At 68.8% G+C, this 16161-nt stretch carries 15 protein-coding genes; 11 read left to right on the forward strand and 4 right to left on the reverse strand.

The window, feature by feature from the left end; all coding sequences use genetic code 11:
- Positions 1-596: nuclease/transposase family protein (locus tag ACZ6D7_RS00005; protein WP_469481425.1), on the reverse strand; the 596-nt coding region annotated here is incomplete at its 3' end.
- A 275-nt stretch (positions 597-871) separates the two neighbouring features.
- On the opposite strand from ACZ6D7_RS00005, the gene ACZ6D7_RS00010 reads away from it, so the two are divergent.
- On the forward strand, positions 872-1381 hold the full coding sequence (locus ACZ6D7_RS00010; RefSeq protein ID WP_469481428.1) for an Imm21 family immunity protein: 510 nt from the start codon (positions 872-874) through the stop codon (positions 1379-1381).
- Between the two features lie 7 nt (positions 1382-1388).
- Here the strand turns inward: ACZ6D7_RS00010 and ACZ6D7_RS00015 are convergent, their stop codons facing one another.
- Positions 1389-2240 carry an SCO2400 family protein gene (locus ACZ6D7_RS00015; RefSeq protein ID WP_469481431.1) on the reverse strand — a complete coding sequence of 284 codons (852 nt, stop codon included), beginning with the start codon at positions 2238-2240 and terminating at the stop codon, positions 1389-1391.
- Between the two features lie 212 nt (positions 2241-2452).
- On the opposite strand from ACZ6D7_RS00015, the gene ACZ6D7_RS00020 reads away from it, so the two are divergent.
- The 8 genes from ACZ6D7_RS00020 (at position 2453) to ACZ6D7_RS00055 (ending at position 12956) form a co-directional block, all read left to right on the forward strand.
- Positions 2453-3610, forward strand: coding sequence for a mandelate racemase/muconate lactonizing enzyme family protein (locus tag ACZ6D7_RS00020; protein WP_469481434.1), 1158 nt, complete (start codon positions 2453-2455; stop codon positions 3608-3610).
- Positions 3607-4611, forward strand: a complete 1005-nt coding sequence (locus tag ACZ6D7_RS00025) for a zinc-dependent alcohol dehydrogenase (protein WP_469481437.1) — start codon at positions 3607-3609, stop codon at positions 4609-4611. The genes ACZ6D7_RS00020 and ACZ6D7_RS00025 overlap by 4 nt, the downstream gene beginning before the upstream one ends.
- Before the next feature lie 177 nt (positions 4612-4788).
- Positions 4789-5775: a hypothetical protein gene (locus tag ACZ6D7_RS00030; RefSeq protein WP_469481440.1), complete on the forward strand. Its 987-nt coding sequence runs from the start codon at positions 4789-4791 to the stop codon at positions 5773-5775.
- Between the two features lie 152 nt (positions 5776-5927).
- A complete protein-coding gene (gene chvE, locus ACZ6D7_RS00035) occupies positions 5928-7034 on the forward strand; it encodes a multiple monosaccharide ABC transporter substrate-binding protein (protein WP_469481443.1) in 1107 nt (368 codons plus the stop codon).
- A 42-nt stretch (positions 7035-7076) separates the two neighbouring features.
- Positions 7077-8627: a multiple monosaccharide ABC transporter ATP-binding protein gene (mmsA, locus tag ACZ6D7_RS00040; protein ID WP_469481446.1), complete on the forward strand. Its 1551-nt coding sequence runs from the start codon at positions 7077-7079 to the stop codon at positions 8625-8627.
- Positions 8624-9868 carry a multiple monosaccharide ABC transporter permease gene (gene mmsB, locus ACZ6D7_RS00045; protein ID WP_469481448.1) on the forward strand — a complete coding sequence of 415 codons (1245 nt, stop codon included), beginning with the start codon at positions 8624-8626 and terminating at the stop codon, positions 9866-9868. Before mmsA ends, mmsB begins: the two co-directional genes overlap by 4 nt.
- A 57-nt stretch (positions 9869-9925) precedes the next feature.
- Complete coding sequence (locus ACZ6D7_RS00050; protein WP_469481451.1) at positions 9926-11080, forward strand: aldose epimerase family protein; 1155 nt, start codon at positions 9926-9928, stop codon at positions 11078-11080.
- A gap of 184 nt (positions 11081-11264) precedes the next feature.
- Entirely contained in the window at positions 11265-12956 is a 1692-nt protein-coding gene (locus ACZ6D7_RS00055) for a pyridoxal phosphate-dependent aminotransferase (protein ID WP_469481454.1), read from the forward strand.
- 56 nt (positions 12957-13012) lie between these two features.
- On the opposite strand, the gene ACZ6D7_RS00060 is transcribed toward ACZ6D7_RS00055, so the two are convergent.
- Together ACZ6D7_RS00060 and ACZ6D7_RS00065 are read right to left on the reverse strand one after the other, a co-directional pair.
- Positions 13013-13429, reverse strand: a complete 417-nt coding sequence (locus ACZ6D7_RS00060; protein ID WP_469481457.1) for a hypothetical protein — start codon at positions 13427-13429, stop codon at positions 13013-13015.
- A 122-nt stretch (positions 13430-13551) separates the two neighbouring features.
- A complete protein-coding gene (locus tag ACZ6D7_RS00065) occupies positions 13552-14523 on the reverse strand; it encodes an arabinan endo-1,5-alpha-L-arabinosidase (protein ID WP_469481460.1) in 972 nt (323 codons plus the stop codon).
- Between the two features lie 298 nt (positions 14524-14821).
- On the opposite strand from ACZ6D7_RS00065, the gene ACZ6D7_RS00070 reads away from it, so the two are divergent.
- Entirely contained in the window at positions 14822-15241 is a 420-nt protein-coding gene (locus tag ACZ6D7_RS00070; RefSeq protein WP_469481463.1) for a hypothetical protein, read from the forward strand.
- A 142-nt stretch (positions 15242-15383) separates the two neighbouring features.
- A complete protein-coding gene (locus ACZ6D7_RS00075) occupies positions 15384-16154 on the forward strand; it encodes an intradiol ring-cleavage dioxygenase (RefSeq protein ID WP_469481466.1) in 771 nt (256 codons plus the stop codon).
- The last annotated feature ends 7 nt before the right edge of the window (positions 16155-16161 follow it).

The following is a 16161-nucleotide window of genomic DNA, read 5'->3' on the forward strand; positions in this document are numbered from 1 at the left end:
ACGATCCCCAGGTCGATGCCGAGGAAGCCGTCCGGATCCACGTTCGGTTCGATTTCGGGGATCTCGCAGGTGGCGTTCAGGAACCACATACTGTCTCGGTACAGCAGGTCGGACTCGCCCTTGCGGTACAGGGCCAGGCGGGCCAACTGTTCCGGGGAGGCGGTGAACGCCACCCCCTTCACCCGCCCGGACAGGGTCCACAGGGAGACGGTCCGATCGGTGATCTGCCAGGACAGCATCCGGTCGTCATAGGGCTGCGCGCCCTCGGGCCGGAACGTGATCGGTTTCCCGGTGGCCCGCCGGTACCGCTTGGACCACGGCTTGCCCAGGTTCCCGGCCTTCAGGTTCGCCGCCAGCGTGCGGTAGGCGTCGCAGGTCTTCTTGATGGCGTGCTGGGCGGCCTGCGCACCCAGGCCCCACCGCTGCTTGATCTCGGAGTAGGTGTGCTCGCGCAGCGCGAAGTTCCGCTTCACATCTTTGGCGAAGGCGACCTCGGACGCCCAGGACGCCGCCTCGTTGCAGGCGTGCAGGGTCGCCTCAAGCGCCGCCGCCTGTACGGGCGTCGGCAACAGCTTGACCTGCACCACCAGCTTCATGACACCCGAACCTACACAGCCGCCCGTACAAACAGACGGCTTCCGCACACCCGTCCCACCATTCAGCGACCTACCGACCGTACGTTCGGCATTGCCCCGGCTCCGCCGGACAGCCCTGCGGGCGCTCCGCGCCCGAACTCCCGGACACTGCGACGCTCCGCGTCGCCACCACACGATGCCATTCCTCCCAGGCGTAAACGCCTGGGGTTCCTCGCAAGAATCTCGCTGAAGGTGTGCCGGCGGCGCTGTCGGAGGTGCGCGGTAGCGTCCCCGCCATGGCGATCTACCAGGATCCAGGGGGCGTCGCGTGGGTCGAGTCGGAGGGCGGGCCGCTGATCGTGCTGCCCGAGGCGGTGGCCCCGGTGTGGCGGGGAGCCGACGGGGACGACTGGGAGGACTACGACCGGGCCTGCGCCGTCGAGGGATACGTGGGGCTCGTCGAGGTGGGCGGAGCGGCCGCCCTCGTGCTCGGGCTGATCCCCGCGCACGCCACGTTCCTCGCCGGACACGGGGTCTTCGTCTGCTGGATCGGCGCCGACTCGGAGCGGGAGGTCCTGGACAGTGTCGGCGCGGCGCTGGAGGCCGCCGTCTGGGAGGAGAGCCTCGTCTGGGACGTGCCGGGAGCCCTGGTGCTGTGCGACTCGGCCGTGCCGGGGCGGGAGTCGGAGGTGGACGAGCGGATCCGGGTGGATCTCCCGGCCGGGCGGTATCTGGTGCGCGCCGCCGAGGTGAGTCCGCGGGCGCGCACGCGGTTCTGTGTCGTTCAGCTGGTTCCGTTCAACTGACGGAGACTCAGGTGCACCACCACAGGAACCGGTTGCACGTTTCCGACGGTGACGGTTGCGGGGACGGGTCGGAGGTCGTCGGGTCGGCGGCCGGGGCGGAGGCGGAGCCGGCCGGGGTGGAGGGGGCGGAGGGGCCGGGGAGGGTGGCCGACTGGGGAACCTTGTCGGGGGTCTCGCTCGCCTCGGCCTCGTCCGACACGGACGGCGACGCCGACGCCGACGGGGAGTCCGAGGGGTCGGGGGAGGCGGAGGAGCCGTTCTCGTCCGTCGTGTCGTCCAGCGGCTGCGCCGTCGCGCTCGGTTCCGGTGTCGAGTCGTCCACCTCCGCCGACTCGCCGCCGGCCGCCGCCGGGTTCGGCGAGGAGAAGCCCGGCGCGTCGATGCCGAGTTCGGCGAGGCTCAGTCCGCCCGCCGCCAGGACGAAGCCGGCGGATATCAGCACCATGCGTCTGCGGCGCCTGCGGTGGACCGCGGCCTTGCGATCGCGACGACTCGCGTCCGTGTCGGCGGCCGCCGCGCCCGAGGGGCCGCGCCGGCTCCCGCGGCCCTGCTCACGACGGCGCGCGGCACGGCCCTGGGGTTCGTCGCCCGTACCGTCCGCGCCGTCCGAGCCACCCTCGGCGTCGGCGTCGGCGTCGGCGTCGGCCGATTCCTCGGCGCCGCCCGCCGCCTGACCTGCGTACGGCTCCGGCGCGTACGACTCGGACGCGTACGACTCCGACACGTACGGTTCCGGCTCGTACGACTGCGGCTCGTAGGCGTCCGGCTGATACGCGCGTAGTTGTTGGGCCGGTGCGCCGCACCCCGGGCAGGCGAGGGCGCCATTGAGGTGCCGTCGGCACGGGTGGCAGTAGTCCATGACCCGGGAAGAGTAGGTTCCCGGACGGTCACGTTCCTATACGCGGCTGTGAAGGTTGTGTGGGAACAGGCACTCTAAACCCGAAACGCCTGAGCGAAACTATCGAAACCGTTATGCGTTCGACCCATTGACACCCCCCTCACACCGTCCTTACTGTCACGCCAGCATTTCGAACGAGTGACGAAATCTCGAACGGTCGAAGGGTAACTTCCGTGCGCATCACCGGAATCAGCACGCACGTGGTCGGGACGCCATGGCGCAACCTGACCTACGTCCTGGTGCACACCGACGAGGGCATCACGGGTGTCGGCGAGACCCGCATGCTGGGCCACACCGACGCGCTGATCGGCTACCTGAGAGAAGCGGAGACGAACCACATTCTCGGCTCGGACCCGTTCGCTGTCGAGGACCTCACACGCCGGATGAAGTACGGCGACTACGGCCGCGCCGGCGAGATCGTGATGTCCGGCATCGCGATCGTCGAGATGGCCTGCTGGGACATCAAGGGCAAGGCCCTCGGCGTGCCCGTCTGGCAGCTGCTCGGCGGCAAGGTGACGGACAAGGTCAAGGCGTACGCCAACGGCTGGTACACGACCGAGCGGACGCCCGAGGCGTACCACAAGGCCGCCCAGGGGGTCATGGAGCGCGGGTACAAGGCGCTGAAGATCGACCCCTTCGGCACCGGGCACTTCGAGCTGGACCACCAGCAGACCCTCTACGCCGTCTCCCTGATCGAGGCCGTGCGCGACGCCATCGGGCCGGACGCCGAGCTGATGCTGGAGATGCACGGCCGCTTCTCCCCCGCCACCGCCGTCCGGCTGGCCAAGGAGCTGGCCCCCTTCAAGCCCGCGTGGCTGGAGGAGCCCTGCCCGCCGGAGAACCTGAAAGCCCTGGAGAAGGTCGCCGCCAAGGTGGACATCCCGGTCGCCACCGGTGAGCGCATTCACGATCGCATCGAGTTCCGCGAACTCTTCGAGAGCCAGGCCGTCGACATCATCCAGCCGGACGTCGGCCATATCGGTGGTATCTGGGAGACCCGCAAGCTCGCCGCGACCGCCGAGGCGCACTACGTGCTCGTCGCCCCGCACAACGTGGGCGGCCCGGTGCTCACCGCCGCCTCCCTCCAGGTCGGCTTCACCTCCCCCAACTTCAAGATCCTCGAACACTTCAACGATTTCGCCGACGCGGAGATCAAGAAGGTCGTCAAGGGCGCGCCCGAGGTGATCGACGGATACTTCCACCTCTCCGACGCGCCCGGTCTCGGGGTCGAGCTGGACGTCGAGGCCGCCGCCGAGTTCCCCCAGCAGCAGGCCCGTTTCGACCTCTGGGCCGAGGGCTGGGAGCAGCGCAAGCCGAAGGGCACGCAGTGAGCACCGCGGTCGTCATCGAGGCGCCGGGAGAGCACCGTCTGGCGGAGCACACTCCGCGCGAGCCCGGCCCCGGCGAGGCCCTCGTCCGTGTCCACGCGGTCGGCATCTGCGGCAGCGACCGCGAGGTGTACCAGGGCAACCGGCCCGAGGGGTACGTCCGTTACCCCCTGACGCCGGGTCATGAGTGGTCCGGGACCGTCCAGGCGGTCGGCGCCGGCGTCCCCGCCTCCCTGGTGGGCCGCAAGGTCGTCGGAGAGGGTTTCCGCAACTGCCAGGTCTGCGACCGCTGTCACGCGGGCGAGACCACGCTGTGCACGCACGGGTACGAGGAGACCGGCTTCACCCAGCCGGGGGCGATGGCCGCCACCCTCACCCTGCCGGCCCGGCTGCTGCACCCGCTCCCCGAGGACGCCGACCTCACCGCCGCCGCCCTGCTGGAGCCCGCCGCCTGTATCGCGGCCGCCGCGATCAAGGCGAACGCGCTGCCGGGCGAGCGGGTGGCCGTGGTCGGCACCGGCACCCTGGGCATGTTCGCCGTCCAGTTCCTGAAGGCGGGCTCCCCGGCCGAGCTGCTGGTGGTCGGGACGCGCAACGACCGGGAGACGCTGTCCCGGCAGTTCGGGGCCACCGACTTCCGCACCCGGGACCAGGAGCTGCCCGACGACTTCGACGTGGTGATCGAGACCGCCGGTTCGGCGTCCGCCGCGCGCACTGCCGCCTCCCTGCTGAGGCGCGGCGGCCGGCTGGTGCTGACCGGGATCCCCGCGCCGGGCGCGGACGGGCTCGACCCGACGGACCTGGTCGTACGGCAGCTGGAGGTGCACACCGTCTTCGGGGCACCGCCGGACGCCTGGTCGCACACCGTGCGGGTGTTCGGGGCCGGGCTGCTGGATCCGCTGCCGCTGGTGACGCACGAGCTGCCGCTGGCCGAGTTCTCGGAGGCCATCGAGCTGGTGGGCTCCGGCGATCCGAAGGTGGGCAAGGTACTGCTCCGGCCGTAGGAACCCCGGCGCGCGCCGACCGGACGCCCCGGTTCCCCGCCCGCCGGCCTCCCGGCCCGTACACCGGGAGACACCCCTAGCCGTACGCCGGTACGGGGGCGACCTGACGGTCCCCGTGCCGGCGTACACCCAAGCCCCGTACGACCTGAGCCGCGAACCTCGTCCGAAATACCGAACATGAAGGACAGCCTTGTGACGACCGACGCTTCCGCCACGGCAGCCCGCAGGCCCGGTGAGCAGGCCCTCACCTCGCTCGGCCTGGGCGCGCCCGCCCTCGACCCCGCCGACGCCTCCGCCCACTCCTTCCCTGGCGGCGGCCGCTGGCGCACCGAGGTCCCTTCGTGCGAGGGTCCCGAAGCGCTGGCCGTCATCCTGAAGGAGGCCTCGCGGCTGGACGTGCCGATCCACCGGATCAGCCAGGGCAGCGGCGTGTGGATGCTGACCGACGCCGAGATCACCGAGATGGTCGACGCGACCGCCGAACGCGACATCGAGCTCTGCCTGTTCACCGGCCCGCGCGGCACCTGGGACATCGGCGGCTCGACCCGGACCGACTCCCGGGGCGGCGGGCTGCGCGCCCGCGGCCACGACGCCGTCGCCGGCTGTGTCGAGGACGCCGTCCGGGCCACGGAGTTGGGCGTCAAGTGCCTGCTCGTCGCCGACGAGGGTGTGCTGTGGACGCTGCACCGGGCGCGGCGCTCCGGCGTCATCCCGGCCGACACGACACTGAAGGTGTCGGCGCTCATCGGGCCCGTGAACCCGGCCTCGTACGCGGTGTACGAGCGGCTCGGGGCCGACTCGGTCAATGTGCCCAGCGATCTGACGCTGGATCATCTCACCGAGATCCGCCGGGTTTCCGGCGCCCCCATGGACATGTACATCGAGGCCCCCGACGATCTCGGCGGCTATATCCGGATGTACGAGGTCGCCGAGCTGATCCGGCGCGGCGCACCGCTGTATCTCAAGTTCGGCCTGTCCAAGGCCCCCGGCATCTATCCCTACGGCCACCACCTCCGGGATCTGACCCTGTCCACCGCGCGCGAGCGCGTGCGGCGCGGACGGCTCGCCCTGGACCTGCTCGCGCGGCACGGCGCGGACGGTGACATGGCTCCGCTCGGCACGCGTCTGCCCGGCGAACTGAACAGGTTCGACATCGGGTCATAACGTTCCGGAAACCCCGCTTCACAGAAGCCGACACAGGCGCGCAGAATCCCACACACCTCTTCTCGGTTCTTCTCGGTCCTTCCCGGCGCCACCCTCGGGAGCGTCCTCGCACCGCGAGACCGAGCCCTGCACACACATCAAGGATGATGACCATGCGTAACCGCAGAGCCGCACTCGCCGCCATAGCCGGAGCCGCCTCCCTCGCCCTGACCCTGTCCGCCTGCGGCCAGAACAGCGAGGGCGGCAGCGAGGAGAAGCCGGGCGACACCAAGGGCGCCACCATCGGCATCGCGATGCCGACCAAGTCCTCCGAGCGCTGGATCTCCGACGGCAACAACGTCGTCAAGGAGCTGGAGGGCAAGGGCTACAAGACCAAGCTGGTCTACGGCGAGGACAAGCCCGAACAGCAGGTCTCTCAGATCGAGAACCTGATCGCCCAGGACGTCAAGGCACTGATCGTCGCGGCGATCGACAACAAGTCGCTCGACAACGTGCTCCAGCAGGCCAAGGACGCCAACATCCCGGTCATCTCCTACGACCGCCTGATCCTCAACAGCCCGAACGTCGACTACTACGCCTCCTTCGACAACACCAAGGTCGGCGAGCTCCAGGCCAACTACATCGTCGAGAAGCTGGGCCTGGCGAGCGGCAAGGGCCCCTTCAACATCGAGCTGTTCGCCGGCTCCAACGACGACAACAACACCAAGTACTTCTTCAACGGCGCGATGAGCGTCCTGCAGCCGTACATCGACAGCAAGAAGCTCGTCGTCCAGTCCGGCCAGACCAAGATCACCCAGGTCACCACCCTGCGCTGGGACGGAGCCACCGCCCAGCGCCGCATGGACGACATCCTCTCCAAGTCGTACAGCGGCAAGAAGGTCGACGCGGTCCTCTCCCCGTACGACGGCATCTCCATCGGCATCCTGTCGGCGCTGAAGTCCGACGGCTACGGCTCCGGGAGCAAGCCGCTGCCGGTCCTCACCGGCCAGGACGCGGAGCTGGCCTCGGTGAAGTCGATCATCGCGGCCGAGCAGACACAGACCGTCTACAAGGACCTGCGTGAGCTGGCCAAGGTCGCCTCGAACATGGTCGACGCCGCCCTGAACGACAAGAAGCCCGAGGTCAACGACACCAAGACCTACGACAACGGCTCCAAGGTCGTCCCGGCCTACCTGCTGGAGCCGGTGAGCGTCGACAAGACCAACTACGAAGAGGTCCTGGTCAAGGGCGGTTACTACACCGCCGACCAGCTCAAGTAAGCGCCGACGCCCGTCAACGAACACGGATTGGAAGGCACGACCATGGCGGGACCCGTCCTGGAAATGCGCTCGATCGTCAAGACCTTTCCCGGCGTCAAAGCGCTGTCGGACGTCACACTGACCGTCCGTCAGGGCGAGGTCCACGCCATCTGCGGGGAGAACGGCGCCGGCAAGTCGACCCTGATGAAGGTACTCTCCGGCGTCCATCCGCACGGCACCTACGAGGGGGAGATCCTCTTCGAGGGAGAGCTCTGCCGCTTCAAGGACATCCGAGCGAGCGAGCAACACGGCATCGTGATCATCCATCAGGAGCTGGCGCTGGTGCCGCACCTCTCCCTCGCGGAGAACATCTTCCTCGGCAACGAGCACGCCAAGCGCGGGCTCATCAACTGGAACGAGACCCTGCGGCACGCCACCGAGCTGCTGCGCCGGGTCGGTCTCGACGACCACCCCGAGACCCGCGTCGCCGACATAGGCGTGGGCAAGCAGCAGCTCGTGGAGATCGCGAAGGCGCTGTCCAAGAAGGTGAAGCTGCTCATCCTCGACGAGCCGACCGCGGCGCTGAACGACGAGGACAGCGGCAAGCTCCTCGACCTGATCCTGGAGCTGAAGAAGCAGGGCATCACCGCGATCATCATCTCCCACAAGCTCAACGAGATCCGCCGGGTCGCCGACTCGGTGACGATCATCCGCGACGGCAAGTCCATCGAGACCCTCGATGTGAGGTCCGAGGAGACCACCGAGGACAGGATCATCTCCGGCATGGTGGGCCGCGACCTCGACCACCGCTTCCCCGAGCGCACCCCGCACGACGCGGAGGTGGGCGCTGCCCCGGCCCTGGAGATCCGCAACTGGACCGTGCACCACCCGATCGACCAGCAGCGCAAGGTGGTCGACGACGTGTCGATCCATGTGCGGCGCGGGGAGATCGTCGGTATCGCGGGCCTGATGGGCGCCGGCCGCACCGAGCTCGCGATGAGCGTCTTCGGTCGGTCGTACGGCCGGCACGCGGGCGGCACGGTCCTCAAGGACGGCCGGGAGATCCGCACCAAGTCCGTCGCGGAGGCGATCGGGCACGGCATCGCGTACGTCACCGAGGACCGCAAGCACTACGGCCTCAACCTCATCGACACCATCAACCGGAACATCTCACTGACGGCCCTGGAGAAGGTCGCCAAGCGGGGTGTGGTCGACGAGCACGAGGAACGGCAGGTGGCCGAGCGCTACCGCACGTCCATGAACATCAAGGCGCCGACCGTCTTCGAGCCGGTGGGCAAGCTGTCCGGCGGCAACCAGCAGAAGGTCGTCCTCAGCAAGTGGATCTTCGCCGGGCCGGACGTGCTGATCCTGGACGAGCCGACGCGCGGCATCGACGTCGGCGCCAAGTACGAGATCTACACGGTCATCGACAAGCTGGCCGCTGAGGGCAAGGCGGTCGTCTTCATCTCCTCCGAGCTGCCGGAACTGCTCGGGATGTGCGACCGCATCTACACGATGGCCGCAGGGCGGTTGACGGGTGAGTTCCCGCGTGCCGAGGCCACGCAGGAATCGCTGATGCGTCAGATGACGAAGGACAAAGAGGTAACCCGATGAGCACGGAAGTGACCGCCAAGAGCCCGGCCCCCGCGCCGCCCGGCAAGAGCGGAGGCGCGGCAGGCGGGAACCTGCTCCAGCTGATGCTGGACGGCATGCGCCGCAACATGCGCCAGTACGGCATGCTGATCGCGCTCGGCCTGATCGTGGTGCTGTTCGCCGTGTGGACCGACGGCGGCCTGCTGACACCGCACAACATCTCCAACCTGGTGCTGCAGAACAGCTATGTCCTGATCCTCGCGATCGGCATGATGCTGGTGATCATCGCGGGCCACATCGACCTGTCCGTCGGTTCGCTGACGGCCTTCGTGGGCGCGTTCGCGGCCGTGCTGACCGTGCAGCACGACGTGCCGTGGCCCGTCGCCGTCGCGCTCTGCCTGCTGGCGGGCGCCGTGGCGGGCGCGGTGCAAGGGTTCTTCATCGCCTACCTCGGCATACCCTCGTTCATCGTCACCCTCGCCGGTATGCTCACCTTCCGCGGTGTGACGGAGATCCTTCTGGAGGGCCAGACCCTCGGTCCCTTCCCGGTGGGGCTGCAGAAGATCGGCAACGGCTTCCTGCCGGAGACGGGTCCGGAGACCAACTACCACAACCTCACGCTGCTCCTCGGCCTCATCCTGATCACCTTCGTGGTCCTGCAGGAGGTCCGGGACAGGAAGCGTCAGCGGGAGTTCTCGCTCGACGTGCCGCCGACCAACCTCTTCCTGCTCAAGCTCGTCGCGATCGTCTCCGCGCTGCTCGTCGTCACCCTGCTGCTCGCCAGCTGGAAGGGCGCGCCGATCATTCTGCTGATCCTGGGCGCGCTGGTGGTCGGCTACGGCTACGTCATGCGCAACTCCGTCTTCGGCCGTCACATCTACGCGATCGGCGGCAACCTGCCGGCGGCGAAGCTGTCCGGTGTCAAGGACAAGAAGGTCACCTTCCTGGTCTTCCTGAACATGGGCGTGCTCGCGGCCCTGGCTGGTCTGGCGATCGCCGCCCGCCTCAACGCGGCCTCGCCGAAGGCGGGCCTGAACTACGAACTCGAGGCCATCGCCTCGGCGTTCATCGGTGGCGCGTCCATGAGCGGCGGTGTGGGTACCGTCCTCGGCGCGATCATCGGTGGTCTCGTCCTCGGTGTGCTGAACAACGGCATGAACCTCCTCAGCGTCGGCACCGACTGGCAGCAGGTCATCAAGGGCATGGCCCTGTTGGCCGCGGTCGGGTTCGACGTGTGGAACAAGCGCAAGTCCGGTTCGTAAGTCAGCCGGGGCCCCACCGATACGGCGGGGCCCCACCCTTATCCGGGAGAGCCGCACATGGAACTGAACAGACGCACGGTCATCGCGGGCGCGGCGGCGGCGGGACTCGCCGCGACCACCCTCGGCTCCACCGCCGAGGCCTCCACCGGCGGCGGCCGGGCGCCGTCGAAGAAGCTCTTCGGCAAGCTCGCCGACGGCACGAAGGTGTACATCTGGTCCCTGGCCAACGGCGGGACCAAGCTCAAGGTCCTCTCCTGGGGCGGCGTGGTGCAGTCCCTGGAGATCCCCGACCGTCACGGCCGCTGCAAGAACGTCTCCCTCGGCTTCGACAACCTCGAGGACTACGTCGCCAAGACCCCGTACTTCGGCGCGCTGATCGGCCGCTTCGGCAACCGCATCGGCAAGGGGCAGTTCAGCCTCGACGGCAAGGCCTACCAGGTCAACGTCAACGACGGCGCGAACAGCCTGCACGGCGGCGCCCAGGGCTTCGACAAGCGCGTGTGGGACGTCGAGCCGTTCGTGAAGGGCTCGGACGTCGGCCTGTACCTGTACTACACGAGCGTCGACGGGGAGATGGGCTACCCGGGCACGCTCAAGGTGAAGGTCACCTACACCCTCACCAAGCACGGCGACTGGCGCATCGACTACGCGGCGACCACCGACAAGACCACGGTCGTCAACCTCACCAGCCATGTCTACTGGAACCTGGCCGGCGAGGGCAGCGGATCGATCTACGACCACGAGCTGTCCATCGCCGCCTCCCGCTACACGCCGGTCGACTCGGGGCTGATCCCCACGGGCGAGCTGGCGAAGGTCGCGGGCACCCCCTTCGACTTCCGCAGGGCCAAGGAGATCGGCCGCGACATCCGGGTCGCGAACCAGCAGCTGCTGTACGGCAAGGGCATCGACCACAACTGGGTCCTCGACAAGGGTGTGACGGCGAAGCCGGCGCACGTGGCGACCCTGCGCGACCCGTCCTCCGGCCGCACGATGAAGATCTCCACCACCGAGCCCGGGCTCCAGTTCTACTCCGGCAACTTCCTCGACGGCACCCTCGTCGGCACCGGCGGCCACATCTACCGCCAGGGCGACGCCCTCTGCCTGGAGACGCAGCACTTCCCGGACTCGCCGAACAAGCCGTCCTTCCCGTCGACCACGCTGCGGCCCGGTCAGACGTACCGGACGACGACGATCCACACGTTCAGCGCGTAGGCGTGAACCGGGGGCCCGACGCCAAACACGGGTCCCCGGTTCCGCAACTCACATTTTTTTCACACCCGTTGAACGGTGTCACTCACACCCTCGTATGTAAGAGCGGCCCGCGCTCCCCCGCGCGGGCCACCCCAAGACGACGGGCCCGGGCGTCCCCACCGGACCCGCCCCATACGGAGGTTCCATGGCCGACAACGTCACCTCGTTGTTCCGCAGCACGGCGGCGCACAGTCCGTCGATGGCGGCGCTGACGCGAGAAGGCGGCGAGGGCACCGGCCCGGTGGACTTCTGTATCCCGTGCAACCCGTACTTCCCCACGCCGGCGATGTTCGACGAGATGTCGGTCAGGTTCCGCGACATCATCACGTACTACCCGAGCGGCGCCGACACGATCACGGCAGAACTGTGCAACCTGCTCCAGCTCCCGCCGCAGGCCGTGGCGATGGGCAACGGCTCGACCGAGCTGATCACCTGGATCGACCACCTGCTGGTCCGTGAGTCCCTCGCCATCCCCGTCCCCACCTTCGGCCGCTGGACCGACCAGCCCATGGAGACCGGCAAGCGGGTCGACATGTTCCCGCTCCAGGAGTCCAGCGGCTTCGCCCTGGACCTCGCGCAGTACGCCGAGTTCATCCGGACCCGCGGCACCAAGGTCGCCGTCATCTGCAACCCGAACAACCCCGACGGCGGCTTCCTGCACAAGCACGCGCTGGTGCAGTTCATGGACGCGATGGCCGACCTGGACCTGATCGTCATCGACGAGTCGTTCCTGGAGTTCGCGGACGCCGAGCAGGAACCGAGCGTCGTGCAGGAGGCGATGATCCGGCCGAACGTCATCGTGCTGCGCAGCCTCGGCAAGAACTTCGGTCTGCACGGCATCCGCTTCGGCTACATGGTGGCGAACCCCTCACTGGCCGGCCGGGTCCGCTCGATGCTGCCCAAGTGGAACCTCAACGCCTTCGCCGAGTACGTGGTGTTCATGCTGAAGGAGCACGGCCCCGAGTACGCGCAGAGCCTGATGCAGGTGCGCCGGGACCGTCTGGAGATGGCCAGCCAGCTCTCCGCGCTGCCCGGCCTCACCGTCTACCCCTCGCAGGGGAACTTCCTCTTCGTGCGCCTTCCCGTCGGCGCCGAGGGGACCGTGGTCCGGGACCGGCTGCTCACCGAGCACCGGATCCTGGTCCGCGAGTGCGGCAACAAGATCGGCTCCTCCAGCCGCTTCCTGCGGCTCGTGGTGCGCCCCCAGGTGGACGTGCGTCGCCTGGTGTCCGGCCTGGAACAGGTGCTCTACGGGACCAGGAGGGGAGCCGCCGTGCCCGAGCTGGGCGCAGGGACCAGCTACAGCTCGGGTACGGCGGCCGTGGACCGGCTGGTGGAGGCCACCAACGGGGCCGGCATGCACAACCTTGCCGCCCAGGCCGTCGGCATGTCGGGGCCGGCCGCGGCCCCGGCCGCACCCGGCATGCCGATGCCCGCGCCCGCCGTGGCGCAGGCGAATCCGTCCTACGGCGGAATGCCGCTGCCCGCCGCGGCCCAGGTCTTCCCCCAGTCGACGCCGGTACCGGCGCAGATGCCCGCGCCCGCACCGGCGATGGCACCGGCGATGGCACCGGCTATGACCCCGGCGGCGATGGCCCCGGCCATGGCACCCGCGGCGATGGCCCCCGCCATGGCTCCGCCGGCGATGGCTCCGCCGGCGATGGCTCCGGCGGCGGCCGCTCCCGCCCCCGGCCCGACCCCGCCCGGCGTCCCGGCCCGCGGCGGCCTCACCGCCGCCCAGGTCCGCGGCACCAACGGCCTCACCCCGGCGGCGGCCACGGGCTGGCCCAACGCCCAGAGCTGGCCGAACGCGGCGGGGATGGGCCAGACCGGCTAGGACCCACCGCAAGCGGACGCCCCGTCAAGCCGTCGGCTCGGCGGGGCGTTGTGCGGCTACTTGAGGTTCAGCTTGACAACCTCGTCCTCGGTGAGGTCGACCTGCGGGAACGTCCGGGTGAAATTCACGGCCTTCTTCTTGGGTGCCTTGCACGAGACAGTGGCCACGAGGGTGAACTTCGAGTCCAGCGGGACCTCCAAGCCCTTGATCTCGTACCTCAGTCTGCGGCCTTCCACGACGATGAGTTTGCTGTCCGTCGCATCGTCCTCGTCACTGTCCAGCGTCACCGACTTGGCGACCGACTTGGTTTTCGGGAACGCCTTTTCGCAGGTCACGGTGCCCTTGTAAGTCACCGGGCCCGTATCGACCGCCGACGCCGGCCCTGCCGTCACCAGGCCTCCCACCAGCGCGGCGGTGACGAGCGGAATCGTGATCGTGAGCGTGCGGGAGCTGCGGGACTTGCGTGTGAACATGGGACCACCTGCTCATGGGCGGACGAGTAGTTCTGTGCACGAGCCGGCTCGATGACCCCCACTCCCTCCCCTCACCACGCTCCTACAGCCTCTCCCGCCCTGCAAGCCGACTCGGAACGTGGTCAGTACGCCACCGGCCAGCCGCTGCTCCAGTCCAGGAGGTTGATGCCGAGCTTGGGGGTGCCGTTGTCGTTGCCGTCGTAGTAGTGGTAGACGATCAGGTCGCCGTCGGTGTCCTTCATGATCGACTGGCCGCCGGGGCCGATGGAGCGGCCGTGCGACTCCAGCACCGGTGTGCCGCCGTTGTTCGTCATCGCCACGCCGTTCTTGTCGTGATACGGCCCGGTGACGGCGGTGGCGCGGCCGACCTTGACCTTGTACGTCGAACCGGTGCCGGCGCAGCAGGTGTCGTACGAGGCGAAGAGGTAGTAGTAGCCGTTGCGCTTGACGAGGTACGGCGCCTCGACGGCCTTGGTCCCGGTGGGGCGGGCGGCCAGGGTGTAGCGGGTGGTGTCGGAGGCGAGCTGCTTGCCGGTGGACGGGTTGATCCGGATCATTTTCAGCCCGGTCCACCAACTGCCGAACGACAGCCACCACTTGCCGTCGTCGTCGACGAAGAGGTTGGGGTCGATGGCGTTGTAGTCGCTGGAGGTGGTGGAGGTGTAGACGGTCCCGTAGTCCGTCCAGGAGCCCGGCAGACCGGTCGCCGAACCGGCCAGTCCGATGGCTGATCTGTTCGAGCCGAAGGTGGAGACGGCGTAGTACATCAGGTACTTGCCGCCCTGGTACGAGATGTCCGGCGCCCACGCCTCGGTCGTTCCGTACGACGACCACCAGCTCGGCCTGGTCGAGAAGGCGTCGCCGCCGGCACTGAACGCGATCCGGTCGGTGGAGGTGCGGTGGGCGAGGCCGCCTCCGGTGGCGTACAGCAGGTAGCGGCCGGCGGAGGTGCGGATCATCGTCGGGTCGTGGACCACGGTGGATCCGGTGACCGTGCCGGGGTTGGGGTAGGCGGCGGCGGTGGTGGGGGTCAGGGCGAGCAACACTGCGGCGGGGACGGCCAGCAGCGTGGCCCTGCGGGAGGTGCGGCTCATACGGACGCTCCTTCAGCGGGGTGCGTCGTTCGACATCACGAACGACAGTCGCGTCGTCGGACGGGACCGTAGAATCGAACCCTTTGCGCGTCAATGGCCGCCGCCGCCACTCGAAACTCTTCGAGAAGCGGGGCCCGATCCCGGTCGCCCCTTTGCCGTCATATGCCACACGATCGTGTCGAATGCAGGGTTTCGTACTGGTTTCCGGCTGTTCACTCTGGTTCGCTCGCGGACGGCGCCACCCGGCGCCTCCCAGGAGACATGTCCCAGGGACACGCCCCAGAGACACGGAGTGCACATGACAGCCCTACCGCCCGACGGCCCCTACCAGATCATCTTCACCGACCAGCAGTTCCTCACCGCCCCGGGGAGCGAACCCGGAGCGCCACTGATGCTCCTGCCGCCGGAGAAAGGGCTGATGCAGACATGGGAGCTGCGGAGCGACGGCAACGGCGGCCACACCATCGGCGTCCCCGACGCGCGTGAACAGGTGAGCTACGAGGGCGAGCCGGACATGCACGAGCTGGCCATCCTGCTGCCCCAGCCCCGCGTATGGAACCTCATCCCCGGCGTTGAGCCCGGCACCTACGCCATCAGCGTCCCGGACGCCGAGCTGCGCCTGGGCATGAGCCTGCTGCGGATCTACCCGCCGCGCGTCGCCCTGGCCCCCGACTACGGCGACCAATTCCAGGCCTGGAGGTTCCGGCCGACCAAGTAGCGGCCTCCGGCCCGGACTTCGCCGCCGGCCGCCCCACCGGCGGACGGCGGCACCTGGATCTGCCCGGCAACGGACTTGACGGGCGGCCACTTTACCAATTTGACAGGGTCCCGACAGAGCGCCTTTCTACGGTGCCGTGCCCATGACAGACACCTCGGAAACTCGCAGCCAGATCGCACGCCGCACCGTGCTGGTGGCCTCCGGCGCCACCGCCGCGACCCTCGCCGTGGGCGCCGTCGCGACGTCCGAAGCCCCCACAGCCGAGACCGCCGACACCGCCCCCGTCGCCGCCGCGGCCGTCTGCACCCTCACGAAGGAGATGACCGAAGGCCCCTACTACCTCGACGGACAGTACGTCCGCACCGACATCACCGAGGGCAAGACGGGCTTCCCGCTGAAGCTCGCCCTCACCGTCGTCGACGACGACACCTGCGCTCCCCTCAGCAACGCCCTCGTGGAGGTCTGGCACTCCGACGTCCTCGGCGAGTACTCCGGCTTCGTCGGCAACAACGGCCACAGCGAGCCGGACAGCGGAACGTTCATGCGCGGCGGTGTGCTGACGAACTCCAGCGGCCTCGCCTCGATCACCACGGTCTACCCCGGCTGGTACCGGGGCCGGTGCGTCCACATCCACGTCAAGGTCCACACGAACGTCACCCTGACCTCGGACGGCTCCTTCACCGGCGGCCAGGAGATCCACACCGGCCAGCTGTTCTTCAACGAGACGATCATGACCGCCGTCGCGAGACTCTCCCCGTACTCGGCCAACACGGTCACCCGCACCACCCTCGCCCAGGACTCCATCTACGACGAGGGCGGCGCCGCCTCCGGCCTGCTGACCCTGACCGCCCTCGGGAGTTCACCGTCCGCCGGGTACACCGGGACGCTGACCCTTGGCGTCGAGAGCAGCTGATCCGATC

It is taken from the genome of Streptomyces sp. NPDC041784 (assembly GCF_055591025.1).